The following is a 26,627-nucleotide window of genomic DNA, read 5'->3' as shown; positions in this document are numbered from 1 at the left end:
CGTCGCCGCATCGCCGGTCAGGTACGGGCAGATGCGGGCAGATACCGTCTGAGCATTTGCTCAGCAATGCCACCCCCCGCCTGTCTCACAGATCCGATATTTGCGGGCGCATCCTGCGATCATTCGGCCAGGCGAAGTAGGGAGCGCGCATGAATGTTTGCAGTATGGCTGTCTGGCGTTTGTGCTTCACAGTTTCTCATGTCGACGCTGTGGGCGTATGCCTGCGCGCTGTCGGTGCAAGGTGTGCTGGGAGCCCTCGGGACGGGCTCTCAGCGCAGTTCGCTGCGACATCTCCGCTGCGCGGTGTAAAGCGTCTTTACACAGGTGGATTGGCTAACAATGTAATTCTCACGCCATTTGCCTCGGAGGGGTGACCAACGGGCGCTCCAGGGAATTCCGGTTTGCTTGACGATCATTGATTTCTCGTGTTCTATGCATTTCGTAGTCGTCAATATCACATTCGTGATGCGGGGTCGGGTTTGCCACATCCCATGGGTCGGGCGGCGATGAATGGACAGGAGTGAGTTGCTGATGGGCTACGGACGTTTTGTTGGTCGCGTCGGTGCGTTAGCTGTGGCGTTGGGGATCGGACTTGCCGTCCCCGCCGTTGCTGCCGCAGAACCCTCAGACGACTCCAGTGCACAGTCGGGGGGCTCGGACGTGGGAGGCCCGGCAAAGCCCGATCGTGTGCGCGCGACCGAATCTGCCGATCGCTCGGACGACGCCGGCGAACCCGCCGGGTCCGACCGCGACAGCGACGGTCCGACAGACGATTCCGAGGATCCGGAGATAGATTCCGGAGACCGGGAACCCCTCGACGAGGAGTCGGATCCGGTATCCGACGTCGAGGATCCGTCCGTGGAGGACGTGCCCGACGCCACCGATTCCGAGGTGAGCCGCCGCGACGGCGACTCCGCTGAGCCGCGTCCGGAGAATGATCGCGAAACCCCGGCCGCAGGCCCGACGGAACCCTCGGCCGAACCCGACGACGCCGCGATCGCCGTGTCCGACCGTCCTGCGGACGCGGCGGAGCCGGTGGCACCGTCGGATGACAGAGGCATGCACCGGGCGACCTCGGCCGACCAAGACGTCCAGACGCTGACCGTGTCCTCCACCCCCGCACGGACGAGCGGGCAGACCGCCACGGTGTCCACGGGGTTGACCGACATCGTCACGACATTCCTGCGCGTGTTGGGGATCGGCTCCTCGGCCGGCGACGGCTCGGCTCCACTGCCCGTCTACGAGGTCGTCACCGCGGTGCTCGGGGCGATCCGACGGGAGATGGACAGGCTCTTCGCCAACAACGGCCCGTCGGCGGTGCTGGGCCCGACCAGCCAGACCGCTCCCGGTGTCGTGACCGGAACGGTGATCGCGTCCGATCCCGAGGGGGACGACCTGGTCTACTCCGTGGTCGAAGCCCCCACGCGGGGGACCGTCACCGTCGATGCCGCCGGGAGGTTCACCTACACCGCCGGCACGTCCGCGGCCGCCGCGGGTGCCGACACCTTCGTCATCGGCGTCCGCGACGCCGGCTTCCACCTGATCTCCGTCACACCCACCAGGACCCAGGTTCCGGTCACCATCACGTTCGGCGCCGACGGCGTTGCCACCCAGACGATCTCGACCAGGGCTGCCAGGGCCACCACCGCGTCGGCGGCCACGACCGCGACCGGGACGGCGACCGGGACGATCCACCACATCACCACCTCCGGACCCGACATCGTCGGATTCGATCCCGCCAGAGACAAACTCGACCTCGGCGATGTGTCGGTGCACAACTTCATCGTCGTCGACACCGCCGAAGGCGTCGGATTCCGCAATCCCTGGTCCGGCGAGACCACCGTCCTGCAGGGCGTCTCGCTGAGCCAGCTGACCGTCGACAGCTTCGTGCCGATCATCAACGACCATCTGCGCCAGGACCTTTCCGGGGCACTGGCCTGGGAGCAGGGAGTCACCCCGAAGGCCAACACCGTCTACGCGCGCTCACACGAGGTCGGACAGATCGACCGGGTCGCGTTCACCGCGGCGACCGACGTCGTCGACTTCCGGTACTACGGCACCCGCGAACAGCTCTACATGTCCGACACCCCCGACGGGGTCGTGATCTCCAACGCGGGGACCGGGCAGGCGCTGATCCTGCAGGGAGTGACCACAAGTCAGCTCACCGCGAAGAACTTCGTCTTCCACAGCGCACAGGTGCGCGAGGACCGGTTGCACCAGCAACTCGGCATCGGCACAGTTCCCGATTCCCAGGTACTGCCGCAGGGCGTCACCTACGCCGGGACCGACACCTGGCCCACCACCGCCGGCACCGGCCAGCCGCCGACGGGTCAGACCGGCACCACGACCAAGATCTCGTGGCAGTACGGCAGCCACACCGCGCTGAACTTCGATCCCGGCAGGGACAAGCTGGACTTCGGCTGGTTCAAGGCGCACGAGTTCGACGTCACCGAGGTGGCCGGATCCACCAAGATCGCCATCGCCGGCAACAACCAGACCTACACGCTGGCCGGCGTCGCGATCGGCGAGCTCACGACGAGCAACATCATCGCCCTCGATGACAGCGCCCGCACCGAGTGGAGCAACCTGATCTACGGTGCCGGACAGACGGTTTCGCAACCGAAGCTGTCGGTCGCTGACGCGGTCGTGTCCGAGGGGAACTCCGGCACCTCGACGCTCACCTTCACGGTGACGATGTCGAAGGCCTCCACCGACACGGTCACGGTCAGCTACAGCACCAGCAACGGCAGCGCGACCGCAGCCGGCGGCGACTACGTCCCGGCTGTCGGGACGCTGACGTTCACCCCCGGCCAGACCTCGAAGACGGTCGCCGTCACCGTGAACGGTGACACGCTGGTCGAATTCGACGAACAGCTCACTCTCACCCTGTCCGCCCCGGTGAACGCGACCATCGCCGACGGCACCGGTCTCGGCACGATCCGCAACGACGACGTGGACCAGGCGCCGACGACACCGCCGACCGTGTCGATCGCCGACCTCACCGTGACCGAGGGCAACGGCGACCACAGCCACTTCATGTTCGTCGCCACACTGAGCAAGCCGTCGACGGAGACGGTGACGGTGCGGTACGCGACGTCCAACGGCACCGCGACCGCCGGTGTGGACTACGCCGCGACGACCGGCACCGTCACGTTCGCGCCCGGTGTCACCACACAACTCGTGCATGTGGACGTCCTCGGCGACACCGTGGTCGAGCAGAACGAGACGTTCTTCGTGACGCTGACGAATCCCACCGGAGCGACCATCGGCGACGGAGTCGCCACCGGCACCATCACTGACGACGACACGGTCGTCACCCCGGGCACCGGCGGTGTCAATTCCGGAAACCCCGGCGACGCACTGTGGGGCGAGGCCTTCTTCGCCCCCTACGTGGACATGGGCGCCTGGCCCGTGCCCAACCTGCTGGCTCTGGCGCAGCAGCGGGGGATCTCGCTGCTCACCCTGGGCTTCATGCAGGCCACGCCTGACGGGAAACTGGCGTGGGCGGGGTTGTCTGCGCTGACCCCCGATTCGGACTTCGACCAGGCCAGGGCGATCAACCAGTCGATCGCGGCGCTGCAGGCCGCCGGCGGCGACGTGATGATCTCGCTGGGAGGGGCGTCGGGCACCAGCCTCGCCCAGTGGTATGCGGCGCACGGCCTCGGTCCGCAGGCGCTGGCCGACGCGTACGCCGCTGTCGCCGACACCTACAAGCTCAACCGCATCGACTTCGACATCGAGGGTCCCGCGGTGGCCGAGCCGGCGTCGATCGCGCTGAACGCACAGGCGCTGCGCCTTCTTCAGCAGCTTCGGCCCGACCTCGAGATCTGGTACACCCTGCCGGTGCTGCCCAGCGGTCTGACCGCCGACGGCCTCAACGTCGTGCGTAAGGCGATCGAGGCCGGCGTGACGCTCGACGGCGTCAACATCATGGCGATGGACTACGGCGAGTCGGCGGCGCCCACCAGTGGACCCAACGCAAAGACCATGGGCGCCTGGGCGATCCAGGCCGCGGAGTCCACCCACGCGCAGCTGAGCACCCTGTATTCGGGATACGGCCAGACCTTCGCGTGGAACCAGCTCGGCGTGACGCCGATGATCGGTGTCAACGACGTGCTGACCGAGGTGTTCACGGTGGCCGACTCGCAGGCGCTGGAGGACTTCGCCCGCGCCCGCGGCCTGGGCATGCTGTCGATGTGGTCGCTCAACCGCGACTATCCCGGCAACATCGGTCAGGCGACCACGACCACGTCCGGGACCAATACGCCCACAGGCGGTTTCAGCGCCGTGTTCAACGACTACGGCACGGTCAATCCGATCTCCGGTCCGCCGCCGGCGATCTCGATCGCCGACCTCACGGTGGCCGAAGGGAACGGCGCCGGCGCGCACGCGATGTTCGTCGTCACGCTCGACAAGCCGTCCACCCAGACGGTAACGGTGCGGTACGCGACGTCGAACGGCACGGCGGTCGCCGGCACCGATTACGTGGCGGCCACGGGCACTGTCACATTCGCACCCGGTGTGACGTCGCAGACGGTGCACGTCGGCATCCTCGGTGACACCGTCGCGGAGTCCGCCGAAACCTTCTCGGTGACCCTGTCGAACCCCACGGGCGCGACGATCGCCGACGCCACCGCCGTCGGCGCGATCACCGACGACGACGGCGTGACGCCGACGCCGGGCGCAAACGCGTCGGTGAAGTACACCGTCAACGACAACTGGGGCTCCGGGTTCACCGCGTCGGTCGCGCTCACCGCCGGGGCGTCCGGCATGAACGGGTGGACGGTCGAGTTCGACTCGCCGGCTCAGATCAGCAATATCTGGAACGCCGAGATCGTCAGCCGGGTCGGCAACCACTACGTGGTGCGTAACGTGTCGTACAACGCGCAGGTGGCTGCCGGGCAGACCGTCACGTTCGGCTTCCAGGCCTCCCCGGGTGGCGGTTCGGCGACGGCGACCAACTTCACCGTCAACGGTGCGGCGACCGGTCAGCCGGTCGTGGTGCCGCCGAAGGTGTCGATCGCCGATGCCGGTGTCGTGGAGTCCCACAGCGGGACGAAGAACATCGTGTTCGTGCTGACGTTGGACAAACCCGCGACCTCACCGGTGAGTGTGGCGTATGCGACGTCGAACGGAACAGCCACCGCGGGTGGTGATTTCACCGCGGCGTCGGGTGTGGTGACCTTCGCGGCGGGGATGACCTCCCAGCAGATCTCGGTGCCGGTGCTCGGTGACACGACGGTGGAGGCCGACGAGACGTTCACGGTGACCCTGTCGAATCCCAGTGGCGTGACGATCGCCGACGGCAGCGCGATCGGCACCATCACCAACGACGATGTGGCCACACCCACTCCGGGCAATGCGTCAGCCACGATGGTCGTGAACGACAACTGGGGATCGGGTTTCACCGCCACCGTCACCGTCAAGGCCGGATCGTCGGCGCTGAACGGCTGGACCGTCGAGTTCGACACCCCGGCGCAGATCGGCAACATCTGGAACGCCGAGATCGTCAGCCGGGTCGGCAATCACTATGTCGTGCGCAACGCGGCGTGGAACCCGAGATCGCCGCCGGCCAGACCGTGACATTCGGGTTCCAGGCGTCCCCGGGCGGCGGGTCGGCGACCGCGTCGAACTTCACGGTCAACGGGCAGTCGGCTCCCGCGCAACCGCCCACCGTCTCGGTGGCCGACGCGTCGGTCGGCGAATCGAACTCCGGGACGACGCAGATGACGTTCGTGGTCACGCTGTCCAGATCGTCGACCAGTCCGGTCACCGTCGCGTACGCGACCTCGAACGGGACGGCCACGGCCGGCGTCGACTACACCGCGAAGTCGGGGACGGTCACGTTCGCGCCCGGCGTGTTGTCACAGCAGATTCAGGTCTCGGTCACCGGCGATGCCGCGGTGGAGGCGAACGAGACCTTCACCCTGACGCTGTCGAATCCCGCGGGCGCGACGATATCCGACGGCTCCGCGCTCGGCACCATCGTCAACGACGACGTCGCCGTACCGGCCAACATCTCGTTGAGCATCTCCGATGCCTCGGTGACCGAGGGCGCGCCGGGGGTCGGCGTCGCGCCGGGCTGGTTCTCCACCTCCGGCAACCAGATCGTCGACTCGGCGGGACGTCCCGTGCAGATCGCCGGCGTCAACTGGTTCGGCATGGAGAGCGAAACCTTTGCGCCACACGGCCTCTGGACCCGCAACTACAAAGAGATGATGAACGAGATGGCGGCGTTGGATTTCAACACGATCCGACTCGCGTACTCCAGCGAGATGCTGCACACCGGCGCGGCGCCCAACGGCATCGACTTCGGAAAGAACCCGGACCTCGCGGGACTGTCGGCGCTGCAGATCATGGACAAGATCGTCGGCTACGCCGGCGAGATCGGGATGCGCGTCATCCTCGACCACCACCGCAGCAGCAAGGGCGCGGGCCCGAACAGCAACGGGCTCTGGTACGAGGGCTCCTACACCGAGGCGGCATGGATCGACGACTGGACGATGCTCGCCCAGCGGTATGCGAACACCCCGACGGTGATCGGCGCGGATCTGCACAACGAGCCTCATGCCGGAACCTGGGGCGGTGGCGGCGCCACCGACTGGGCCGCAGCCGCCGAACGCGCGGGCAACGCTGTGCTGTCGGTGAATTCGAACTGGCTCATCTTCGTCGAGGGGGTGGCCGACTACCAGGGGCATTCCTATTGGTGGGGTGGCAATCTGATGGGTGTCAAGGATCGCCCGATCGTGCTGAACACGCCGAACCGCGTCGTGTACTCCCCGCACGACTATCCGAACTCGGTGTACGCGCAGCCCTGGTTCCAGACCGCGAACTTCGGTGCCGCGCTACCGGACAAGTTCGAACAGATGTGGGGCTACATCTACGAGCAGAACATCGCCCCGATCTACCTCGGTGAACTCGGCACGCGGCTCAGCGATCCCAAGGACGTCGTCTGGTACGAGGCCATCACGTCGTACCTCTCCGGCGACTTCGACAACGACGGCACCGTCGACATCGCGGCCGGCACCGAGGACATGTCGTGGACGTTCTGGTCGTGGAACCCCAATTCCCGGGACACCGGCGGAATCCTGGCCGACGACTGGAGGACGGTCAACACGAACAAGATGGCCTACCTGGAAGCCATCCAGTTCGATTTCGACGACAGCAGCCCGGGCGTGCTCGCGCAGTTCGTGGTGTCGCTCGCCGCGGCCTCCACACAGGTGGTGACGGTGCAGTACGCCACGTCGAACCAGACCGCGGGTGCCGGCAGCGATTACGCGCCGGCGATCGGCACGCTGACCTTCCAGCCGGGGGAGACCCACAAGACGATCACCGTGGTCGTGTTCGCAGACACGGTGATGGAGGGCAACGAGACGTTCCTGGTGACGCTGTCGAGCCCGGCGGGCGCGACACTGGCCGATGGTTCCGGCACCGGCACGATCAGGGACCGCACGATCGTCTAACCCGCTATCCGGTACCGGCGCTCCGGCCGGCCCACCCCGTATTGCAAACGCAGCTCCAGGGTGCCGGTACCGAGATAGTGCTCCAGATAGCGGCGGGCGCTGACCCGCGAGATGCCGACCAGGTCAGCGCATTCGGCCGCCGACACCTCGCCCGCGGTGCGCACCGCATCGAGCACCAGCTCGCCTGTCTCGGCGCCCAGCCCCTTGGGCATGGTTTTCGCCGGAGCGACCGACGGACCGCCGAACAGCGCGTCGATCAGGTCCTGATCCGCTCCCCGGGCCGACTGCAGAGCGTCGGCGCGGGCGGCGTACGCGGTGAGTTTCGTCTCCAGTTGCGAGAATTCGAACGGCTTGATCAGATAGTCGGCCGCCCCGCCGTCGAGCGCCCCGCGGACGGTGTCGAGCTCGCGCGCCGCGGTGATCACGATGACGTCGACCCGGTCGCCGCCGGATCGCAGCTGCTGCAGAACCTCCAGGCCGGTCATGTCGGGCAGGTATACATCGAGCAGGATCAGTTGCGGCCGCAGCTGCCGCGTCGCCTCCAGCGCCTCGGCCCCGGTGCGCGCCACCCCGACCACCCGGAACCCGTCGATGCGGTCGACGAAGCGGCGGTGGATCTCGGCGACCATGAAATCGTCGTCGACCACCAGCACGTCACGCATGGGTGGCCGCCTTCAGCCGGACCTCGAAACGTGCCCCGCCACCGGGGACGTCGGCGACCTCCACGGTGCCCCCGTGCTGGGCGGTCACCAACCGCACCAGCGCGAGGCCGATTCCCCGGCCGCCGGGCACATCCGGCTTTAACGTCACCCCGCGGGAGAAGATCGCCTCCCGAAGATGTTCGGGCACACCGGGTCCGGTGTCACTCACCAGGATCGAGAGGCCGTCACGGTCATCGATGCCGACGGTCACCCGCGCCGGCGTCGACCCGACCGAGACGTCGACGGCGTTGTCGATCAGGTTGCCCAACAGGGTGATCACGTCGGTGGCGAGTGCGGGATCCAGTGCCGCCAGGTGTGATGCCGGGTCCAGATCCAGCGCCACCCCGCTCTCGGCCGCCAGCGAGGTCTTGGCGATCAGCAGCGCCGCCACCGCCGGGTCGGAGATCCGTTGTGTCACCGCGTCGCTGATCTCGGCGCGCCGCCGGGTCAGGGTGCCCACCAGATCACGCACCGCGTCGAATTCACCGAGCTGCACCAGGCCGGAGATCGTGTGTAACTGGTTGGCGAACTCGTGCGCCTGCGCGCGCAGGGTGTCGGTCACACTCTTGTGCGACGACAACTGTCCCTGCAGCGCAGCGAGTTCGGTACTGTCGCGCATCGTCGTCACCGTACCGATCCTGCGGCCCTGGCTGGTGGCCGGACGGCGGCTCAGCGCGAGCACCCGCGTGCGCGTCGCGATCACGGTGTCCATGGCGGACTCGCTTTCCTGGCCGGGTGTCAGCAGAGACACCACCGCCGGGTCGATGCCGACCGAATCCACCGGGCGGCCCACGGCGGGGCCGGTCACGTCGAGGAGTTCCTGCGCGCCGTCGTTGAGCAGGGTGATCTCTCCGCTGCCGTTCACCGCGATGACACCCTCGCGGATGCTGTGCAACAGGGCTTCCCGGTGGTCGGCGAGGCTCGCGATCTCGGCCACCTCCAGGCCGCCGGTCTGGCGTTTGATCCGCCGTGAGAGCAGCCACGACGCGAGGAGCCCCAGTGCCGCTCCCAGGCCGAGGTACACCAGCAGGCTCTCGCCGGCGCCGCTGAGCAGTCCCCACACCGACGGGTACGCCTCACTGACCGACGCGATCGCGAGGACCTCGCCGTCGGTCGACAGGATCGGCACCTGACCGACCAGGCTGTGCGTGCCGTCGATGTCGGTGTCACCGAACCAGGCCCGGCCCTCGTCGGCGCGGGTGGCGCCGAGGTCGACCCGGGCCCCGACCCGCGACGGATCCGACGACGCGCGCACCGTCCCGTCCGGGCCGAGGATCTCGGCGAGGGAGGCGCCGGAAAGGGCCACGGCGCGGTCGACCTCGGGGGCGAGGGTGCGCGCGAGGAACGGATCGGCCCGGGTCTGCTCGGTGCGTTCGCGCACGATGGGAGTCGAGGCCATGTTCTCGGCGACGGCGATCATCCGCTGGCCCCGCACGTCACGGAACTCGCCTTCGGACTGGGCCACCGAGACGGCGGCCACGGCGACGAGGACGACGGCCACGACGAAGAGCTGGAACACCAGGAACTGCGCGGCCAGACTGCGTCCCCGCAGCAGGCCGCCGGCCGTCGACCGAATGTTCTTAATGACCAGAACTTCCTTTGCGTCCACATGGGTGACGTGGGTCACCCGTGGGGTCCAGTATTGCTGAGCATCACAAGTGATTGGGGACGACATGTTCGCACGGCGCCGAACGATCGTCGGCGTGGTCATCGCCGCGGTCGTCACGCTCCTTCTCTGTTCGTGCGGGGTGACCCGCGGCGAGGAAACCGGTCTGCACCGTCTGAGGATGATGGTGCCCAACAGCCCCGGGGGCGGATACGACCTGACGGCCCGCACCGCGGTCAAGATCATGGAGGACGACGAGATCACCGGTCGCGTCGAGGTGTTCAACGTCATCGGTGCCGGCGGCACCGTGGCGATGGCGCGCCTGATGAACGAGCGCGGCAACGGCGACCTGATGATGATGATGGGCCTCGGTGTGGTCGGCGCGGTGTTCACCAACGGCTCCACCGCCCGCGCCTCGGACGCCACCGCGCTGGCCAAGGTCGTCGAGGAGCAGGAGGGCATCCTGGTGCCCGCCGACTCGCCGTTCCAGACCGTGCAGGACTTCGTGGACGCGTGGAAGGCCGATCCGGCCAAGGTGACCATCGGCGGCGGGTCGAATCCCGGTGGGCCCGACCATCTCTTCCCGATGGAGACCGCGAAGGCCGTCGGCGTCGATCCGACGAAGGTCAACTTCGTGTCCTACGACGGCGGCGGCGACCTGCTGACGGCACTGCTGGGCAACAAGATCTCCGCGGGCACCTCGGGTCTGGGCGAGTACGTCGACCAGATCGAGGCCGGCCAGGTGCGGGTGCTCGCGGTGTCGGGTGAGGAGCGGGTCGAGGGCGTCGACGCCCCGACGCTCAAGGAGGCCGGCATCGACCTGACGTTCACCAACTGGCGCGGAGTCCTTGCGCCACCGGGCATCTCCGAGGAGGACCGGCAGGCTCTGGTCAGGATCCTCGAAGAGTTGCACGCGACCGAGGCGTGGAAGGAGGCGCTGGTCACGAACGGCTGGAGCGATGCGTTCATGACGGGCCAACCGTTCGAGGACTTCCTGGCCGAACAGGATCAGCGCGTCGAATCGACACTGACGGATCTGGGGTTGGTATGAGCGTCGAACACGTGAGCACCGAGACATCCGAGCGGCCCGACTACGCCCAGTACATCGTGTGCGCCGTCATGGTCGCCGTCGGCGGGTTCCTCGTCTACGACGGGCTCTCCATGCCGGGCGGGTACGCCGAGGTGGATCCCGTTGGCCCCCGGTTCTTCCCGATCGTCATCGGGGTGGCGTTGCTGGTGATGGCCGTGATACTGGCCATCGCGATCCCGCGTGGGCTCAAGGGGGAGGCCGACGCGGGGGAGGACATCGATCCCGACATGCCCAGCGACTGGCGCACCGTCGGACTGCTGGTCGGTCTGTTCGTCTTGCTGATCGTGCTCGTCGAACCCCTCGGCTGGACGATCACCAGCGCCCTGTTCTTCGGCGGATGCGCCACCGTCCTGGGCAGCAGGCACTACGTGCGCAATATCGCGATCGGAGCGGTGCTGGGCATTGCGAGCTTCTATGCGTTCTATTCCGGGCTCGGAATTCCGCTGCCCGCAGGCATTTTGGATGGGATTCTGTAGATGGAGAACTTCGACTGGCTCCTGCAGGGGTTTTCCGAGGCGGCGACGCCGACGAACCTGATGTACGCCGTCATCGGCGTGCTGCTCGGCACGGCGGTCGGCGTGCTGCCGGGCATCGGCCCGGCCATGACGGTGGCGCTACTGCTGCCCATCACCTACAACGTCAGCCCCAGCGCGGCGTTCATCATGTTCGCCGGCATTTTCTACGGCGGCATGTACGGAGGTTCCACGACCTCCATCCTGCTGAACACCCCGGGTGAATCGTCGTCGGTCATCACCGCCCTCGAAGGCAACAAGATGGCCAAAGCCGGACGTGCCGCCCAGGCACTGGCGACCGCAGCCATCGGATCCTTCGTCGCCGGTGCGATCGGCACGACGCTGCTGGCCGCCTTCGCGCCCGCGATCTCGCGCTTCGCGGTGACCCTCGGCGCACCGTCCTACCTGGCGATCATGCTGTTCGCACTCGTCGCCGTCACCGCCGTGCTCGGCTCGTCGAAGATGCGCGGCGTGATCTCACTGCTGCTCGGCCTGGCGATCGGCATCGTCGGCATCGACTCGCTGACCGGTCAGCCGCGGGCCACCTTCGGCCTGCCGTTGCTGTCCGACGGCATCGACATCGTCGTCATCGCGGTGGCGGTGTTCGCCCTCGGCGAGGCGCTCTGGGTGGCAGCACATCTGCGGCGCCGTCCGGCCGAGGTCATCCCGGTCGGCAGGCCCTGGATGGGCAGGGACGACTGGAAGCGGTCCTGGAAGCCGTGGCTGCGCGGCACCGCCTACGGGTTCCCGTTCGGCGCGCTGCCTGCCGGTGGCGCCGAGCTGCCGACGTTCCTGAGCTACATCACCGAGAAGAGGCTCACCAAGCATCCCGAGGAGTTCGGCAAGGGCGCCATCGAGGGTGTCGCCGGGCCGGAGGCCGCCAACAACGCCTCGGCCGCAGGCACTCTGGTGCCGATGCTCTCGCTCGGTCTGCCCACCAACGCGACCGCGGCGGTCATGTTGACCGCCTTCGTGTCCTACGGCATCCAGCCCGGCCCCACCCTGTTCGACAAGGAGCCGCTGCTGATCTGGACGCTGATCGCGAGCTTGTTCATCGGCAACTTCCTGCTGCTCGCGCTGAACCTTCCGCTGGCGCCGCTGTGGGCCAAGCTGCTGCGGACCCCGCGGCCGTACCTGTACGCGGGCATCCTGTTCTTCGCCACGCTCGGAGCGTTCGCGGTGAACCTGCAGCCGCTGGACCTGGTGCTGCTGCTGATCTTCGGCCTGATGGGTCTGATGATGCGGCGCTTCGGACTTCCGGTGCTGCCGTTGATCATCGGCGTCATCCTCGGCCCCCGCATCGAGCGCCAGCTGCGACAGAGCCTGCAGCTCGGAGGCGGGGAGTGGAGCAGCCTGTTCACCGAACCCGTCGCGATCGTCACCTACGTGCTGATGGCGTTGCTGCTGCTCGCCCCGCTGGTGCTGCGGCTCATGCACCGCAGCGAGGAGAGTCTGCTGATCGTCGAGGACGACAAGGACCAGAGAGAAAAGGCGTCGCAGTCATGATCGTCATCGGATACACCGCGGACCCGTTCGGGCACGCCGCACTCGACCACGGCATCGCCGAGGCCCGGTTGCGTGGTGCGAACCTGCTTGTGATCAACGCGACGGCGGGGGAGTCCTACGTCGACGCCCGGTTCGCCGGCGAGTCCGAGGTCCGCGACGTCGAGGCCCGGCTGGCCGAGTGTGAGGTGCCGTACGAACTCGTCCAGCCGGTCGGGGTCGACCCCGCCGACGAGCTGCTCGCCGCGATGGACCGCGCCGACGCCGAGATGCTGGTGGTCGGCATCCGGCACCGCAACCCGGTGGGCAAACTGCTGCTCGGCAGCGTCGCGCAGAAGCTGATTCTCGAATGCCCGAAGCCGGTCCTGGCGGTCAAGCCCACCGCCGACTGATCCGGGTGTGACAGCCTGGACGGCATGGGAAGGTACGCCGGCGCATTCGGACCGCACGCACCGCAGGCCACCTATGTCGAGCACGGTTACCCCGAGCGTCTGTTCGACACCGGTGAAGTCCAGCTGAATTACGTGGTCGCCGGGGACGCGGCCGCCCCGCCGCTGCTGCTGATACCCGGGCAGTCGGAATCGTGGTGGGGCTATGAGGCGGCGATTCCGCTGCTGGCCCGGCATTTCCACGTACACGCGGTGGACCTGCGCGGCCAGGGACGGTCGACGCGCACGCCGGGCCGCTACACACTCGACAACGTCGGCAACGATCTCGTCCGGTTCCTCGACGGAGTCATCGGCCGGCCGGCATTCGTCAGCGGGCTGTCGTCGGGCGGTCTGGCGAGTGCCTGGCTGTCAGCGTTCGCCAAGCCCGGACAGGTCGTCGCGGCGTGCTGGGAGGACCCGCCGTTCTTCAGCTCGGAGACTGCCCCGATCGTCGGGCCGCCGATCACCGACAGCATCGGCCCGCTGTTCGGGATGTGGGCGCGCTACCTCGGCGACCAGTGGAGCGTCGGGGACTGGGACGGCTTCGTCGCGGCCGTGCCGACGGAACTCGCGGACTGGCAGGCCCACGTCGCGCTGGTCGTCGGCACCGCGGACCCGCCGCAGAACCTCCGCGAATACGACCCCGAGTGGGGAAAGGCTTTCATCACAGGGACATTCGCCGCGAGCTGTCCGCATCACGTCATGCTGAGCAAGGTCAAGGTGCCGGTGCTCTACACCCACCACTTCCGGATGATCGACGAGGGTTCGGGAGGGCTCATCGGTGCGTGCTCGGACATCCAGGCCGGCCGTGTCACCCAGCTCGCCAAGAGCGGCGGACGGTCGGTCACCTACAGATCGTTCCCGATGATGGCCCACTCGATGCACGGTCAGGATCCGGCGTTGTTCTCCGAGACGCTCGTGGAGTGGTTCTCCCGGTTCACCGGCTGACCCTGCCGTCGCGCGGTCGCCGCCGCGGCCAGACACAGACCGGCGATCACGAAGCACAGCACCGTGTACCAGAGGCTGCCGACCGGGTCGCCGGCGGCGGTGACGCCGTCGGCCGCGCCGAGGTACGCCGGCAGCGCCGTCGCCCACAGCACCGCCATCACCGCCAGATAGACTGCCGCATAACCGAACACGACGCGAAGCGGGCCGGCCGTCGCGACCGAGGTGTCGTCGCCTCCGCGTCGCCACTGCCGGTACAGCACCGGGACTGCGACGACGGCGATGAGGACGAGCTCCAGGGCGTAGACCACCCCACCGACCGTGGTGCTGCCCGAGATGCCGGCGGCGGCCGTGGCGGGCAGCGGCAGGATCGCGGTGCCGATCGAGGCCAGCACCCCGACCACGACGGTGCGCACCGCGACCTGGGCCCCGGTGAACGTGCGGCCCCGGTCGATGTGGCGCCCGACGAAGAACTGCACACACAGCGCGAGCGACATCGGCCACAGCGTCGCGAACACCACCACGCTCGGCAGCGGTACCGAGTCGAAGAACGGTTGGGCGAACGGATGTTCCAGCGTCCACTCCCACCACCGCAACTGGGGGCCGAGATGATCGAAGATCTCGTAGAACGCGTGGTGGACGAAGCCCACACAGACCGCGCCGACCAGCGTGCCGTAACGGCGGAAGACGCCGAGGTTGCGCACGATCTCGAACGCGACCGTCGCCATCATCGGATAGATCGCGACGATGTAGAGCGGCAGCCGTCCCCACAGGAACTCGACGGTGAACACGTTGTGCGCGAACATCGTGTCGACGTAGTCCGAGATGCCGAATGCGCCGGGGAAGTAGAGCGGCGGCTCGATGATGAGCAGGTAGGCGATCGCCCCGAACCACAGCACGATGTTGGTCGGGTCGTTGTGCCTGCGCAACCGCACGATGGCGTACCAGAGCGCGAGCACCGCGCCGACGACGACCGTCAGCTCCAGCACCGGTAGCGTCCAGTTCTCCAAGGCGAACGGGTTGCGGAACTCGACCAGGCCTCCGGCGGTCTCACACGAGAAGCCGAGGCGCGCTGCGAGATCGGCGAACGTGGGCGTGCACAGATCAGACACGGGCGGTCTCGCTTTCCTGGGAGGCGGTGTACCACCGCGTCACGTCGTAGCCGGCCTCGTAGCGGTCGAACCACTCCTGGGCGAGCGCGGGCAACTTCTCGTGGGCCGGATCGTGGCCGGGGATCTGGCTGCGCACGACGCCGCCGAGTGCGACGAGCTGCTCGCGCAACGGCAGGTGGCTGAACGCGTTCGCGAACGGCCCGTCATACGGCGCATCGACGAACGGGAGACGTTGCAGCAGAGCCTTTTTACGCCGGTGTATGCGGAACGTCGACATCGCGTCGACCTCACGGTCGGCCAGCGGGACGTGTTCGTTGAACTCTTCGGAGACGAGGCGGATGATCGCCATCACGTGTGTGAAGATCGACCGCGCCACCCGCATCCGGTACCACGGATCGTCGACCACGGCGTCGTAGATGGTCAGGGCCGAGCTGCGGTGTTCGACCTCTTCGACGAAGTGCCACAGGAACAGTGACGCCACCCGGTCGTCGCCGGTGGAGAACAGCGTGTCGTCGTGGTCGAGCATCAGTTTGAACACCGGGGTGAACGTCGCCTCGAGATCGGCGGTGTAGGCCAGCCGGTACTTCAGCGGTGTGTTCGCCGTCATGTCGTCGTAGGCCGCGATCACCTTGTCGAGCGTGTCCTTCAGTCCGGGGTAGGACCGGATCAGTCCCTTGACATGCTGCCGGTGGGCCATCGCGTGCTGGCCCTCCTGCCGGACGAATGCATCCGCCTCCTCGGCGACACCGGGGTCGGTGATGTGCGGCATGGCTTCCGGGATCATGCTGCCGATCATCTTCTCGAAACCCACCGCGAGGAACGAGACGGCATTCGCCATCGAGGAGAACGCGGGATTGGCCTGGTTCCACACGAACGGAACCGGTGCGCTGGCGAACGCGAATCGGAGTTTGCGCACGATCAACTCGGTCATGTCGAACCGTCCTAGTGCTCGTAATCATACAGATGCATCGTTGCATGTATGATTACGTGAACCCGGGGGAAGAGTCAATCCCTGTGCTACGGTTCGGGGCACCATGGCACGCAAACGCCGAGGTTGGGGCGGTAATCCGCCCGAGACCGACGAGGAGGCGACCCGTCGGATCGTCGCCGCGGCCGTCGACCTCATCGCCGAGACCGGCTCGGCCATCACGATCGCCGACGTGGCCGAGTCGCTGGGTGTGATCAGGCAGACGGTCTACCGCTATTTCCCGACGGCACAGGATCTGATGCGCGAGGCGGCGATCGCGTCAGTCGACGGTTTCCTCGATCAGCTCGAGGCGCGCGTCCGCGGAATCACCGACCCCGCCGACGCGATGACCGAGGGGTTCCTCTTCACCCTCGACGCCGTCGTCGCGATCCCGCACCTGGGAATCCTGCTCTCCTCGCCGAGTTCGGCGGCCACACCCGGGGAGGTCGCCTCCGCCCTGGCACAGGATGTCGGGATGCGGATGATCACCCGCTTCGACGTGGACTGGCAGCGCTACGGCTACGACGACGCCGCGCTGCGCGATCTCGTCGAGTTCACGTTGCGCACCATGCTCTCGTTCTTCGTCGCACCCAACGACCCGTCGCGCTCACGCGAGGAGTTGCGGCGGTTCCTGCGCCGCTGGCTCGGAAGCGCCATCCTGGCTCAGGCGAGCCCGAGCCGGATCTCGCCGTCGATCTCCTCGACCGGGTAGCTGCGCACCGACATCTGCGCGCCGGAAACCTCTTCGCCCGAACTCAGGTCGAACGTGTGGCCGTGCAGGGGGCAGACGATCACGCAGTCGTCGGCCAGTCCGTCGGCCAACGGCCCTCCGCGGTGCGGACATACCGCGTCGACCGCGCGCAGCGACCCGTCACGCAGGCGGAACACCGCCACCTGGGCCCCGTCGATCGCGAGCGTGCGTCCCTCGCCGACAGGGATCTCCTCTGATTTCACCGCACCGGCACCAGGGGCAGCGGCAGCAACGGCAACGCCGATCTGAACTGACCCACCGACGCCGGTTCACGGCCGTCCTGCCACGGGTCCCGGTACGCGTCGATCGACTTCTGCATGCGTTCGTCCAGCCCCGCCAGGAACTCCTGAGCCGGCTCCTCCACCAGCACCGCGCGCAGATGCTCGATGCCGACCCTGGGCACCCACTTGTAGGTGCGCTCAAGCCAGTTCGCGCTCTCGCGGTAGTACTGCAGGAACCGTCCGGTCAGTGTGATCACCGTCTGTGCGTCGTCGACCGTCGCGAGCAGATCGCCCTTGCGGATGTGCGCGCCCGCCGCGCCGCCGACGTAGATCTCCCAGCGGCCCCCGTCGACCGCGACGACCCCGAGGTCCTTGCACAACGCCTCGGCGCAGTTGCGTGGACACCCGGTCACCGCCAGCTTCATCTTCGCCGGGCTGGCCAGACCCTGGTAGCGCTCCTCGATAGCGATACCCAGAGCTGTCGAATCGCCGACGCCGTAGCGGCAGAAGTCGCTGCCCACAAAGGTTTTGACCGTCCGGAAGCTCTTGCCGTACGCATAGCCCGACGGCATGTCGAGGTCGGCCCACACCGAGGGCAGGTCCTCCTTGCGCACGCCGAGCAGGTCGATGCGCTGCCCGCCGGTCAGCTTGATCATCGGGATCTCGTACTTCTCGGCGACGTCGGCGATCTTGCGCAGCTGCGCGACGTCGGTCACCCCGCCCTTCATCTGCGGTACCACCGAGAACGTGCCGTCGCGCTGGATGTTGGCGTGCACGCGGTCGTTGATGAACCGCGCGTCGCGCTCGTCGACGTACTCGTCGGCCCACATCATGTCCAGCAGGGAGGCCAGTGCCATCTTGGACCCGGCGTCCTCCTTGCCATCCGGTGCGAGGGCCGCGAACACCGAAGACACCGAGTGCAGTTCGAGATCCCGGATGTGTCGCATCAGCGTCGGCTTGTCATACGGGACGCCGGGCACGTACCAGGACGTCGACGGATCCTCGGTGACCGCGCCGCCAGCCGCCCACTCCACGACCTGGCCGACCAGCTCCTTGCACGAGCCACACCCCTTGCCCGCCTTGGTCTTCGCCATCACGCCACCGACCGAGGTCTCGCCGCCCCGGACGCACGCCACCAGCGCGCCCTTGGACACCCCGTTGCAGTTGCACACCTGTGCGTCGTCAGCCAGCTCGGCCACTCCGACGCCCACGTCGGGCGTCCCGATGTCGAACATCAGCGCCACCCGTTCGTCGGGCAGCGGCAACCCGCTGTCGAACGCCTGGGTCAGGAAGGACACCTTCGACACATCGCCGACCAGGGTGGCGCCCACCAGCTTTCCGTCCCGGATCACGACCGTCTTGTACACCCCGTGTCGGGGCTCGCTGTACTGGACGAACTCGTCGTCGGGATGTTCGGGTGCCTTGACACCCATCGCCGCGACGTCGACACCGGCCACCTTGAGTTTCGTCGCGACCCGGGAACCGTGATAGGCGGCCCCGGTGTCGGTGCCGGTCAGGTGGTCGGCCAGCACCCGGGCCTGCTCCCACAGCGGCGCGACCAGCCCGTAGACCTGGCCGCGGTGCTGCGCGCACTCGCCGACGACGTAGACGTCGTCATCGTCGACCGAGCGCATGTGGTCGTCGGTGACGATCGCCCGCTCGACCGTCAGGCCGGCGCGTTGAGCCAGGCCGACGTTCGGCCGGATCCCGGCCGCGCGCCTGAACCTGGGGAATTACGTGACCGTGGACACTGAACCGATACTGTCACAACGCTTTTACTCAGCTAGGGCAGCGGTAGGACTTTTGTCGCATAGGCCGACGGGCGCAGCGCCGGAGCGTTATTTAACCCGTCACAGGTCAACTGGGTTGGTCGCCGGAACTCCCGAAGGGTCGGCCGGCTTTCGCGGGACAGAGTCCAAACGTATGCCGGTCTCGCTGATAGGCGCTTCGGCTTCGTTGGAGCCGTCCCCCGCGATGTTGTAAGGGCGCCGCCATACGGGAGGAACGGACCTTTTGTGGACTTACTAACTCACGCGAAGGGGCGCTCGAGTCTCCGATCGGGGACGCGGCCGCCAGGACAGAGGCGACCACACGGGCAGCAATCGTGTGATGAGGAGGATACTGAGAAGTAGTGCCACACAGACGATGCCGCTTAACGAGAGTGTTCGCCGAATGATCGAGCCTTTCATGGCGCTACCTGTTTCTCTGAGTTCGAAGGAGTTGGGTCGGACGACTGGAGGCTGCCCGGATCCGGATGCCCTGGGCTTCCTGCCTCGGGGCAGCCGCAGCAGCACTGCGCGGAGCCGATGATAGGACCCCGGGGCATTGACGCGCAGTAGGGTGCCCAGCCCACGTCGACGCCAGCGGTGATGGGCACGAGGTACATCATCGATTGAACACGTTCTCGCCTGCCGGCGAACCTGGCGTCTGCCGCCAAGTGCGCGCCGGCCATGCGCACAGGTTAGGCGGTAGTGCACAGGCCACTCTGCTACGCATACCGGGTTCCTAGCCCTTATCTCGGAGCGAACCGTTGGCCCGCGTCCAAGCGGATGCACTGGCCGTTGAGCATTGGGTTCTCGATAATCGCAAGAGCCAGTTTGGCGTATTCCTCGGGTCGCCCTAGACGTTTCGGAAACGCGGCGTCCTTCGTCAGGCTTTCGGCCATGTCGGCGGGGATGTTTGCGGTGATGCCGGTGGCGAATAGGCTCGGGGCGATGGCCAGAACGCGGATGCCGAGGTTGCCGAGATCACGCGCCATAGTCAGGCACATCCCTGCAACGGCGGCCTTGGAAGCCGAATAGGCGATCTGGCCGATCTGACCTTCGAAGGCAGCGATCGACGACGTGTTGATGATGACGCCCCGTTCATCGTCCTCAGATGCGTTGGCGCTCATATGGAATGCCGCCAGCCGGCTTACGTTGAACGTGGCTACCGTATTGAGGTCCTGTATCTGGCGGAAGACTTCGAGATCGTGGGGGCCGTCCTTAGTCAAGGTCCGCATGACCGAGCCGCCCCCTGCCGTGGTCACCGCGATGTGCAGCCCACCTCGGGCTTCGACCACTCGTTGCAGTACGCGCTCGGTCCCGCTGAAGTCCATCACATCGGCCTCGTAGAAGCACCCGTGGAGGCTGTCAGCGACCTCCTGGCCAGCGCTGTCAGGCCGGTCTAGGATGGCGATATTCACGCCGCGCCGGGCCAGCGCCTGGGCGGTCGCTCGGCCAAAGCCCGACGCGCCTCCAACTACGATCGCATTCTTGCCCTCAAGCTCCATTGTTGCTCGGTTCCTTTCTGTTTCGGTTGGCAGTTTGCACCGGCCGACAGGGCCGGCGCCCGACAATGCCGCCTGATTTTGGTCAGGTCGCCGCTACGTAGCCGGCGAGAACGGCGGAGAGGACAAAGACGTAGATTTCGAACGCTCCGCGGAGCAAAGTCGGTGCATCGCGCAGCTCCATGAAATAGAGACCGACGAGCCTGATCTTCACCCCGGCGACGATCAGGATGATCACCGCAATGAGTCTTCCGTCCGATGCCTCTTCGGTGGATAGCCACCAGGACAGAAATGTCGCTAGCGCCAATGCAATCCACACGACGATCACGGGGTCTCGGTAAACGCTGCGCACGTCACTTCACCAGATAGAGCAGCGGGAAGATGGCAAGCCACAGCAAATCGACCATATGCCAAAAGCATGCGCATCCTTCAGCCAACGATAGCTGCAGCGGGGAAAGGTGCGATGCGCGTCGTGCTAGCCAACGCAGGAAGGTGAGCACGCCAAGGCCGATGATTACGTGGACCAAGTGCAAACCAGTCAATAGGTAGTAGAACAAGTAGAACTGGTTGGTGCCCGGGGTGATCCCAGCTGCCACCTTCGATTGGTACTCGGTTACTTTCAGGACGACAAATGCGAGTCCGCAGCCGATCGTCGCGATGACGAGACGTGACGCGGCGGTCGTATGCCCGCTTCGTATCCGCCGTAGCGCCAAGACTGCGAACAGTGAACTCGTCAACAGCAACAAGGTGTAGATGACGCCCAAGTCGACATTGAGGTGGTGTTGAGCGGCGGCAAAGCTATTCGGGTTGGGGCGGCGGTAGTGAAGGTACGCCACGAAAAGGTAGGCGAACACGAATAGATCTCCGAATATGAAGACCCAGATACCAGGCTCGCCCGGAACTCTCCGTGGCCGACGGGGCGTGGGCGCCACCTGGGATGCCGCGCAGTCTTTTCTGATCACCGCCATCAGTTTTGGACCGTTCAACGATTCGAAGCCGTGAATTGCGCCTCGTGGTTACTGATGGCCTGCAAAGTCACCACAGTCATCCCGATGAACCACACGAAGAAGGTGATGAGAAGCAACCACCAGGCGATCGCTCCGTTCCATGCCAGCGGGCCGTCGGTGAAGAACACATCGAGACTTGCCGGTGCCATCGCAACTCCTGCCCAGATACTGAAGTAGCCGGCCCACCGGGGAAAGACCCGTGTCGCGCTGGTGTCGGACAATATGGCGACACCGACCACGATCGCTTGGGCGACGACTGTGTAGACCAGACCGGTGAACGGCAGCCACCCGAGGTCGTTCAGCGCTTGGATTACTTCATCCGACCGCCCGGGGCGGTAGGCCGCGGCTTGGAAAAAGTAAAGTGGCACAATGAATTCCAGCGGCAGCAACACCCCGAGGCCGATCTGGACATAGGAAAGCGGCGCGAAGCGACCCTCGATCCGCTTCATCTGCAGGCCGACGGCCACCACCCATGGCACACAGAGGACCCCCGCCCACATCGCGAGCTGGACTCCCCCCCGAATCCGGATCGAATGGCCACGGTAGAGGTCCGCAATTTCACCGGCGCTAAGCCCTGGGTGCGGCGGCGGTATGAAGCGGGCGATCACGCCAAAGCCGATGAAGAATACGACAGTCATCACAGGACCGCACCACGCGCACCAGCGTTGGGATCTCGCGTTCATCGGTTACCGGCCGCCGGTGTCAACAGCGCAGTGCATGGCATGCCCCACTCAGTGTTGGTTGACGCTGACATCACGTCGATTCCGGTCAGCCATTGGGTTCGGTCCCGACGATTGATACGAAAGACACGCACTCTCCGGGCCCACCGCCGAGGTTGTGGGTAAGCCCGATGGTCTTGCCGGAGTCGAGCGTGGTGATCCTGCGGTTTTCTGGAGCCTCGCCGCGTAGCTGCAGCCAGCATTCGAAGAGCATACGCAGCCCGCTGGCTCCGACCGGGTGGCCAAACGCTTTAAGTCCTCCGTCCGGATTCACCGGCAACGGGCCGTCGAGGTCGAACGTTCCGTCCAGGACGGCTTTCCATGCAGTGCCTCGCTCGGCGAACCCGAGGTCCTCCATGAGGACCAGTTCGGTGACGGTGAAGCAGTCGTGGACTTCTGCCATGGCGATGTGACGAGACGGGTCGGTGATCCCCGCCTCGGCGTAGGCATTGCGGGCCGACGCTACGACTTCGGGGAACGTTGTGAAGTCATATGCGGGATCGACATTGCCGTCGGCAGCCCCGGCAACCAACGACAGGGCTTTGATGTAGAGCGGCCTGTCGGTGTATTTGTGGGCATCTTCGGCGCGCACGACGATCGCCGCGGCCGCACCATCGGAGACGCCGGAACAGTCGAACACTCCCAACTGACCGGCGACCAGCGGCGAGCAGGAGATCGTGTCAACTGACACTTCCTTACGGAACTGTGCGCGGGCGTTACGGGCCCCGTTGTGGTGGTTCTTCCAGGCGATGCGAGTGATGACTTCTTTGAGTTCGCCGGGATCGACTCCGTACTTTTGCGCGTAGGCCGGCCCCAGGAGGCTGAAATTAGCTGGGGCACTTGTGGTTCCGAGAGTACCCCCGGTTCCGTCGGAGGGTATTGAGGGCCGCAGGAGGCCGGAAAATCCGGAGTCTTTCAATTTCTCGACTCCGACAGCCATGGCGATGTCGTAGGCGCCGCTGGCCACGGCATAGGACGCATTGCGGAGTGCCTCTGATCCGGTGACGCACATGTTCTCGACGCGGGTGACCGGCTTGCCGTGTAGCCGCAGTGGCCTGCTCAAGCTCAATCCGGACAAGCCCGATGTGTAAGTACCCAGCCAGAACGCATCAATATCGGCCAGCCGGACCCCGGCGCTGGTGGTGGTGGCGGTGACCGCGTCGATCAGCAGATCGTCGCCCGAGCGGTCCCAGTGTTCGCCGAAGTCGGTGCAGCCCATCGCGACGATCGCAACCCGGTCGCAAATTCCGTGCGCGGCCATCTCAGCTCTCCTCAGTCTGGTGGCGGACTGGGCGCGCTTTCCAGAAGTAGTTGTGCACGCCGGTCTCCGATGTGGTCAACCGCCGGAACGTCATTTCGACTTCGTCGCCGATCGCGACTGCCGGCCCACTGTCGGTGAGTTCGCATCGGAAGCGGCCGCCGCCGTGGAAGTCGACCACGGTGGCGATCATCGGTGGGCTCGGAGTGTAGGCGAGGCGATCGATGGTGTAAGTCGCCACGCGCGCGGGCGTGTCGGCCATCGACTGGGCGCGCATGCGGTCATCGGAGCCGCAGTGGAAGCAGATCCGCGCGGGCGGCAAGTGCACGGTCTGACATTCCTCACAGCGGGAGCCGACAAAGCCGTACTTCCAGCCCCCTGACCGATGACTCGGCGGCCCGGCGGGCGAATCGGGCTCGGGCCGGCGCGGTGGTTCCCGGCGCAGCATTCCGCGCCAGGTCAGAAACGTCGCATAGCTCAACGAGTCGTCCCCGGAAAGAATCTGCGTGCCGACAGTGGGTCCTTGCGATCGCCGGCGTCCGAGAGCCTCGGTGGTGCGCAGCAGCAGCGTCGATGCGCCATCGGCCAGGACGACCACTGCGATCACCTCGTTCGGCTTGGCGCGTTCGAGCACGTCGGCCAGGAGAACGCCGACCTGGGCGGTTCCTGAGTTGCCGATCACCGAGGTCAGGTCGGGGGCCACGGCATCACGCGGCACACCGCTGTTGGCTGCGAATTGGCGGTTGGCTCGCACCGACAACCCGCAGACGATGAGATGGTCAATTCCATCCCCGGTCAGGTCGGCTTGCTTGAGTGCAGCGGAAAACGCCTCCATGGCCAACGGAACGTAGACATGCTCGCCGAAGCGCTCTTCCCATACTCGCGAGGTCGTAGCGCCCGGAGTGCGCCACCGATCAAGGAATTCGTCAGTAACTGAGGCGGTGGTGAGCAGTTCGGCCAGGACAGGTGCGTCGTCGGTTTCGGGACCGAACAGGACCGCTGCTGCCGCGTCCCCGCCGTGTTTCTCGTCTGCGCTGCCGGGCAGTCCGGAACGAATGTCTGCAAACACAGCCAAGACGCTGTCAGTTGAATCAGCCGCTGCCAGCAGTGTGCCGACCGCCGAGCGTGGCGCGCCGCCGAAGTCCACGGCGAGCGTGTCGCGGGGAAGACCGACCGCGGCGTGGATGATCGCCGAATTGGACTTGTCGAGGTATGCAGGCTCGGTGGTGGCGAAATACAGCCGTGTCGGTGTCGCCACGGGGCTTAGGCCGCGTAGTACCGCCCGCGCCGCCTCCACAGCCATGGACGTGGTGTCCTCATCGTAAGACGCCACCGACCGAGTGCCGGCGGGCTGCGCACCACCCAAGACGGATCCGATTTCGCTGTGGCGCAGGCGGTAGTGGGGCAAGTAGGCCGCACATCCGACCACGCCCCGTGTGGAGCTCCCTGAGGAATTCGACATGCGATAGAATCTAATCTAATTCCGGTTAGGATTCAACCGCATGTGCATCGATCATGAAAGGAGGAGCAAGACCCCGGGCCGGCCCTCACGGTGGCGAACCCAGGGCGAGGATCGACGGTCCTGCCGAGCTGGTCTGGTGAACCTCAGCGCCGCGCCCGCGCTCCCTCGATCAAGCGTATCGGTCTAATACTCAACACGATTCGTCATTGCGTGGGCATCGTATGGGTACCTGGCGGGCAGTTGCCCGACGCTGTGAAACATCAATGCCTCCAGCGACGATCGCGGTCTGGGCGTAACGACCGCACCGTATGACTGCTGCCCAGCGGCAGGGGCGCCTTCGCGGCCAAGGGCCGAAGGGCCAAGGCGACCGACACGCGCATATGTGACCGCCAACCACGTCACTAATGAAAGGCAGGGTCTGCTGCATGAAGCGACTGATTTTCGAGTCCGAACACGAACAGCTGCGCGAAACGACGCGCCTGTACATCGACCAGGTCGTGGCACCTCAGGCCCAGAAGTGGGAACGCGATCGGCTCGTGGACCGTTCGGCCTACATCGAAGCTGGCAAGTACGGCCTCATCGGCTTCAATTTACCGGAGCAGTATGGCGGCGGCGGCACTGACGACTTTCGCTTCAATGCGGTGATCGTCGAGGAGCTTGCCAAGTTCGGCTCCGCGACCCCGGCGCTTAATCTACAGAACGACATCGTTGCCCCCTACCTCAAATCGCTTGCTAGCGAAGAGCAGCGGGCACGCTGGCTGCCCGGCTATGTCACAGGCGAGATCATCGGCGCGATTGCGATGAGCGAGCCGGGCGCTGGCAGCGATTTGGCCGGGATACGAACCACCGCCGTACGCGACGGCGACGACTGGATCTTGTCTGGTTCGAAGACCTTCATCTCGGCGGGCTTCAATTCTGACTTGGTGATCGTGGTGGCTCGTACCGACCCCGAGGCGGGACATAAGGGATTTTCACTGCTGGTCGTCGAGCGTGATATGGCGGGATTCAGCCGCGGCCGCAAGCTTGACAAGATGGGCCTGCACGCGCAGGACACTGCCGAACTGCATTTCGACGATGTGCGTGTGCCCGGCGAAAACCTCCTGGGCGAGGAGAACAGGGGCTTCTACCATCTCATGCACAACCTGCCCGCTGAGCGGCTGTCCATCGCCTTGGGCGCGGTGGCCGCGGCGCGGGAGACGTGGCGGCAAACGCTGCAATATGCCAAGGACCGCAAGGCCTTCGGACAGCCCATCGGAAGTTTTCAGCACAACAGGTTTGTGCTTGCCGAGTTGGACACCGAGTTGGACATAGCCGAGCAGTTTCTCGACCGGTGTCTACGCGGCGTGGTGGACGGCGACTTGGATGCTGTCCAGGCCGCGAAGGCCAAGTGGTGGTGCACCGAGCTGGCCAAGAAGGTTGTCGACGCGTGCGTGCAGCTGCACGGTGGTTACGGCTACATGAACGAATACAAAGTGGCCAAAGACTACGTCGATGTCCGTGTCCAAACCATCTTCGGAGGTACCACCGAAATCATGAAAGACATCATCGGGCGCGACTTGGGGGTTTAGCACCCCCATGGCAGTAAGACGGGGTAACGGTATAACGTCGCTGCAC

Annotated in this window: 20 protein-coding genes and 1 pseudogene; 9 read left to right on the top strand and 12 right to left on the bottom strand. The window is 66.1% G+C overall.

The annotated features are described in order from the left end of the window. Nucleotides 1–687 precede the first annotated feature (687 nt). Both DYE23_RS16925 and DYE23_RS31460 read left to right on the top strand, forming a co-directional pair. Complete coding sequence (locus tag DYE23_RS16925; RefSeq protein ID WP_235660439.1) at nucleotides 688–5,583, top strand: Calx-beta domain-containing protein; 4,896 nt, start codon at nucleotides 688–690, stop codon at nucleotides 5,581–5,583. Continuing rightward, on the top strand, nucleotides 5,550–7,463 hold the full coding sequence (locus DYE23_RS31460; RefSeq protein WP_235660438.1) for a cellulase family glycosylhydrolase: 1,914 nt from the start codon (nucleotides 5,550–5,552) through the stop codon (nucleotides 7,461–7,463). The genes DYE23_RS16925 and DYE23_RS31460 overlap by 34 nt, the downstream gene beginning before the upstream one ends. On the opposite strand, the gene DYE23_RS16920 is transcribed toward DYE23_RS31460, so the two are convergent. Both DYE23_RS16920 and DYE23_RS16915 read right to left on the bottom strand, forming a co-directional pair. Next, a complete protein-coding gene (locus tag DYE23_RS16920; protein WP_011893880.1) occupies nucleotides 7,460–8,125 on the bottom strand; it encodes a response regulator in 666 nt (221 codons plus the stop codon). The two genes, DYE23_RS31460 and DYE23_RS16920, sit on opposite strands and share 4 nt — an antisense overlap. After that, entirely contained in the window at nucleotides 8,118–9,791 is a 1,674-nt protein-coding gene (locus DYE23_RS16915) for a sensor histidine kinase (protein WP_235660437.1), read from the bottom strand. Before DYE23_RS16915 ends, DYE23_RS16920 begins: the two co-directional genes overlap by 8 nt. A 46-nt stretch (nucleotides 9,792–9,837) precedes the next feature. Here DYE23_RS16915 and DYE23_RS16910 point away from each other — a divergent pair, with 46 nt between their 5' ends. From DYE23_RS16910 to DYE23_RS16890, 5 genes are read left to right on the top strand one after another with little or no spacing between them, the layout of a single operon-like run. Further along, nucleotides 9,838–10,821, top strand: a complete 984-nt coding sequence (locus DYE23_RS16910; protein WP_099961639.1) for a Bug family tripartite tricarboxylate transporter substrate binding protein — start codon at nucleotides 9,838–9,840, stop codon at nucleotides 10,819–10,821. Continuing rightward, complete coding sequence (locus tag DYE23_RS16905; protein ID WP_011893883.1) at nucleotides 10,818–11,336, top strand: tripartite tricarboxylate transporter TctB family protein; 519 nt, start codon at nucleotides 10,818–10,820, stop codon at nucleotides 11,334–11,336. Before DYE23_RS16910 ends, DYE23_RS16905 begins: the two co-directional genes overlap by 4 nt. Next, the gene (locus DYE23_RS16900; RefSeq protein WP_115327714.1) at nucleotides 11,337–12,878 is read left to right on the top strand and encodes a tripartite tricarboxylate transporter permease; all 1,542 of its coding nucleotides are present in this window, start codon (nucleotides 11,337–11,339) and stop codon (nucleotides 12,876–12,878) included. Continuing rightward, nucleotides 12,875–13,267: a universal stress protein gene (locus tag DYE23_RS16895; RefSeq protein ID WP_115327713.1), complete on the top strand. Its 393-nt coding sequence runs from the start codon at nucleotides 12,875–12,877 to the stop codon at nucleotides 13,265–13,267. The genes DYE23_RS16900 and DYE23_RS16895 overlap by 4 nt, the downstream gene beginning before the upstream one ends. 24 nt (nucleotides 13,268–13,291) lie before the next feature. Beyond that, entirely contained in the window at nucleotides 13,292–14,251 is a 960-nt protein-coding gene (locus tag DYE23_RS16890; RefSeq protein WP_115327712.1) for an alpha/beta hydrolase, read from the top strand. Here DYE23_RS16890 and DYE23_RS16885 read toward each other — a convergent pair. Both DYE23_RS16885 and DYE23_RS16880 read right to left on the bottom strand, forming a co-directional pair. Beyond that, a complete protein-coding gene (locus DYE23_RS16885; protein ID WP_011893887.1) occupies nucleotides 14,191–15,360 on the bottom strand; it encodes a hypothetical protein in 1,170 nt (389 codons plus the stop codon). The genes DYE23_RS16890 and DYE23_RS16885 overlap by 61 nt on opposite strands. After that, nucleotides 15,353–16,291 carry a metal-dependent hydrolase gene (locus DYE23_RS16880; protein WP_115327711.1) on the bottom strand — a complete coding sequence of 313 codons (939 nt, stop codon included), beginning with the start codon at nucleotides 16,289–16,291 and terminating at the stop codon, nucleotides 15,353–15,355. Before DYE23_RS16880 ends, DYE23_RS16885 begins: the two co-directional genes overlap by 8 nt. A gap of 103 nt (nucleotides 16,292–16,394) precedes the next feature. Here DYE23_RS16880 and DYE23_RS16875 point away from each other — a divergent pair, with 103 nt between their 5' ends. Continuing rightward, nucleotides 16,395–17,039, top strand: a complete 645-nt coding sequence (locus DYE23_RS16875; RefSeq protein WP_011893889.1) for a TetR/AcrR family transcriptional regulator — start codon at nucleotides 16,395–16,397, stop codon at nucleotides 17,037–17,039. On the opposite strand, the gene DYE23_RS16870 is transcribed toward DYE23_RS16875, so the two are convergent. The 8 genes and pseudogenes from DYE23_RS16870 to DYE23_RS16835 all read right to left on the bottom strand — a co-directional run bounded on the left by DYE23_RS16870 (nucleotide 16,991) and on the right by DYE23_RS16835 (nucleotide 24,698). Further along, nucleotides 16,991–17,281 carry a Rieske (2Fe-2S) protein gene (locus DYE23_RS16870; RefSeq protein WP_011893890.1) on the bottom strand — a complete coding sequence of 97 codons (291 nt, stop codon included), beginning with the start codon at nucleotides 17,279–17,281 and terminating at the stop codon, nucleotides 16,991–16,993. The two genes, DYE23_RS16875 and DYE23_RS16870, sit on opposite strands and share 49 nt — an antisense overlap. Then, nucleotides 17,278–19,014 (bottom strand): annotated as a pseudogene (locus DYE23_RS16865) (ferredoxin-like domain-containing protein); the annotation flags it as partial. The gene DYE23_RS16870 and the pseudogene DYE23_RS16865, both read right to left, overlap by 4 nt. Nucleotides 19,015–19,811: 797 nt before the next feature. Beyond that, the gene (locus DYE23_RS16860; RefSeq protein WP_115327710.1) at nucleotides 19,812–20,570 is read right to left on the bottom strand and encodes an SDR family NAD(P)-dependent oxidoreductase; all 759 of its coding nucleotides are present in this window, start codon (nucleotides 20,568–20,570) and stop codon (nucleotides 19,812–19,814) included. Between the two features lie 82 nt (nucleotides 20,571–20,652). After that, nucleotides 20,653–20,895, bottom strand: coding sequence for a cytochrome C oxidase subunit IV family protein (locus tag DYE23_RS16855; protein WP_235660435.1), 243 nt, complete (start codon nucleotides 20,893–20,895; stop codon nucleotides 20,653–20,655). 25 nt (nucleotides 20,896–20,920) lie between these two features. After that, a complete protein-coding gene (locus DYE23_RS16850; RefSeq protein WP_115327709.1) occupies nucleotides 20,921–21,535 on the bottom strand; it encodes a cytochrome c oxidase subunit 3 in 615 nt (204 codons plus the stop codon). Between the two features lie 14 nt (nucleotides 21,536–21,549). Further along, complete coding sequence (locus DYE23_RS16845) at nucleotides 21,550–22,212, bottom strand: hypothetical protein (RefSeq protein WP_147292291.1); 663 nt, start codon at nucleotides 22,210–22,212, stop codon at nucleotides 21,550–21,552. 130 nt (nucleotides 22,213–22,342) lie between these two features. Next, nucleotides 22,343–23,554 carry an acetyl-CoA acetyltransferase gene (locus DYE23_RS16840; RefSeq protein ID WP_115327707.1) on the bottom strand — a complete coding sequence of 404 codons (1,212 nt, stop codon included), beginning with the start codon at nucleotides 23,552–23,554 and terminating at the stop codon, nucleotides 22,343–22,345. 1 nt (nucleotide 23,555) lies between these two features. Further along, nucleotides 23,556–24,698, bottom strand: coding sequence for a zinc ribbon domain-containing protein (locus DYE23_RS16835; RefSeq protein WP_235660433.1), 1,143 nt, complete (start codon nucleotides 24,696–24,698; stop codon nucleotides 23,556–23,558). A 740-nt stretch (nucleotides 24,699–25,438) separates the two neighbouring features. Between DYE23_RS16835 and DYE23_RS16830 the strand changes: the two genes are divergently transcribed. Further along, nucleotides 25,439–26,581: an acyl-CoA dehydrogenase family protein gene (locus DYE23_RS16830; RefSeq protein ID WP_115327705.1), complete on the top strand. Its 1,143-nt coding sequence runs from the start codon at nucleotides 25,439–25,441 to the stop codon at nucleotides 26,579–26,581. The last annotated feature ends 46 nt before the right edge of the window (nucleotides 26,582–26,627 follow it).

The organism is Mycolicibacterium gilvum, from assembly GCF_900454025.1.
In the GTDB taxonomy this organism is placed as follows: domain Bacteria; phylum Actinomycetota; class Actinomycetes; order Mycobacteriales; family Mycobacteriaceae; genus Mycobacterium; species Mycobacterium gilvum.
The sequence above is the reverse complement of the archived record's forward strand: the minus strand, read 5'-3'. Positions and strand labels throughout refer to the sequence as shown.

What these genes read in the sequence shown, in the direction of transcription:
- DYE23_RS16905 (WP_011893883.1), top strand. Translation starts at nt 10,818, where the DNA reads ATGAGCGTCGAACACGTGAGCACCGAGACATCCGAGCGGCCCGACTAC.
- DYE23_RS16920 (WP_011893880.1), bottom strand. Translation starts at nt 8,125, where the DNA reads ATGCGTGACGTGCTGGTGGTCGACGACGATTTCATGGTCGCCGAGATC.
- DYE23_RS16840 (WP_115327707.1), bottom strand. Translation starts at nt 23,554, where the DNA reads ATGGCCGCGCACGGAATTTGCGACCGGGTTGCGATCGTCGCGATGGGC.
- DYE23_RS16890 (WP_115327712.1), top strand. Translation starts at nt 13,292, where the DNA reads ATGGGAAGGTACGCCGGCGCATTCGGACCGCACGCACCGCAGGCCACC.
- DYE23_RS16875 (WP_011893889.1), top strand. Translation starts at nt 16,395, where the DNA reads ATGGCACGCAAACGCCGAGGTTGGGGCGGTAATCCGCCCGAGACCGAC.
- DYE23_RS16850 (WP_115327709.1), bottom strand. Translation starts at nt 21,535, where the DNA reads ATGGCGGTGATCAGAAAAGACTGCGCGGCATCCCAGGTGGCGCCCACG.
- DYE23_RS16860 (WP_115327710.1), bottom strand. Translation starts at nt 20,570, where the DNA reads ATGGAGCTTGAGGGCAAGAATGCGATCGTAGTTGGAGGCGCGTCGGGC.
- DYE23_RS16830 (WP_115327705.1), top strand. Translation starts at nt 25,439, where the DNA reads ATGAAGCGACTGATTTTCGAGTCCGAACACGAACAGCTGCGCGAAACG.
- DYE23_RS16910 (WP_099961639.1), top strand. Translation starts at nt 9,838, where the DNA reads ATGTTCGCACGGCGCCGAACGATCGTCGGCGTGGTCATCGCCGCGGTC.
- DYE23_RS16895 (WP_115327713.1), top strand. Translation starts at nt 12,875, where the DNA reads ATGATCGTCATCGGATACACCGCGGACCCGTTCGGGCACGCCGCACTC.
- DYE23_RS16900 (WP_115327714.1), top strand. Translation starts at nt 11,337, where the DNA reads ATGGAGAACTTCGACTGGCTCCTGCAGGGGTTTTCCGAGGCGGCGACG.
- DYE23_RS16880 (WP_115327711.1), bottom strand. Translation starts at nt 16,291, where the DNA reads ATGACCGAGTTGATCGTGCGCAAACTCCGATTCGCGTTCGCCAGCGCA.
- DYE23_RS16845 (WP_147292291.1), bottom strand. Translation starts at nt 22,212, where the DNA reads ATGACTGTCGTATTCTTCATCGGCTTTGGCGTGATCGCCCGCTTCATA.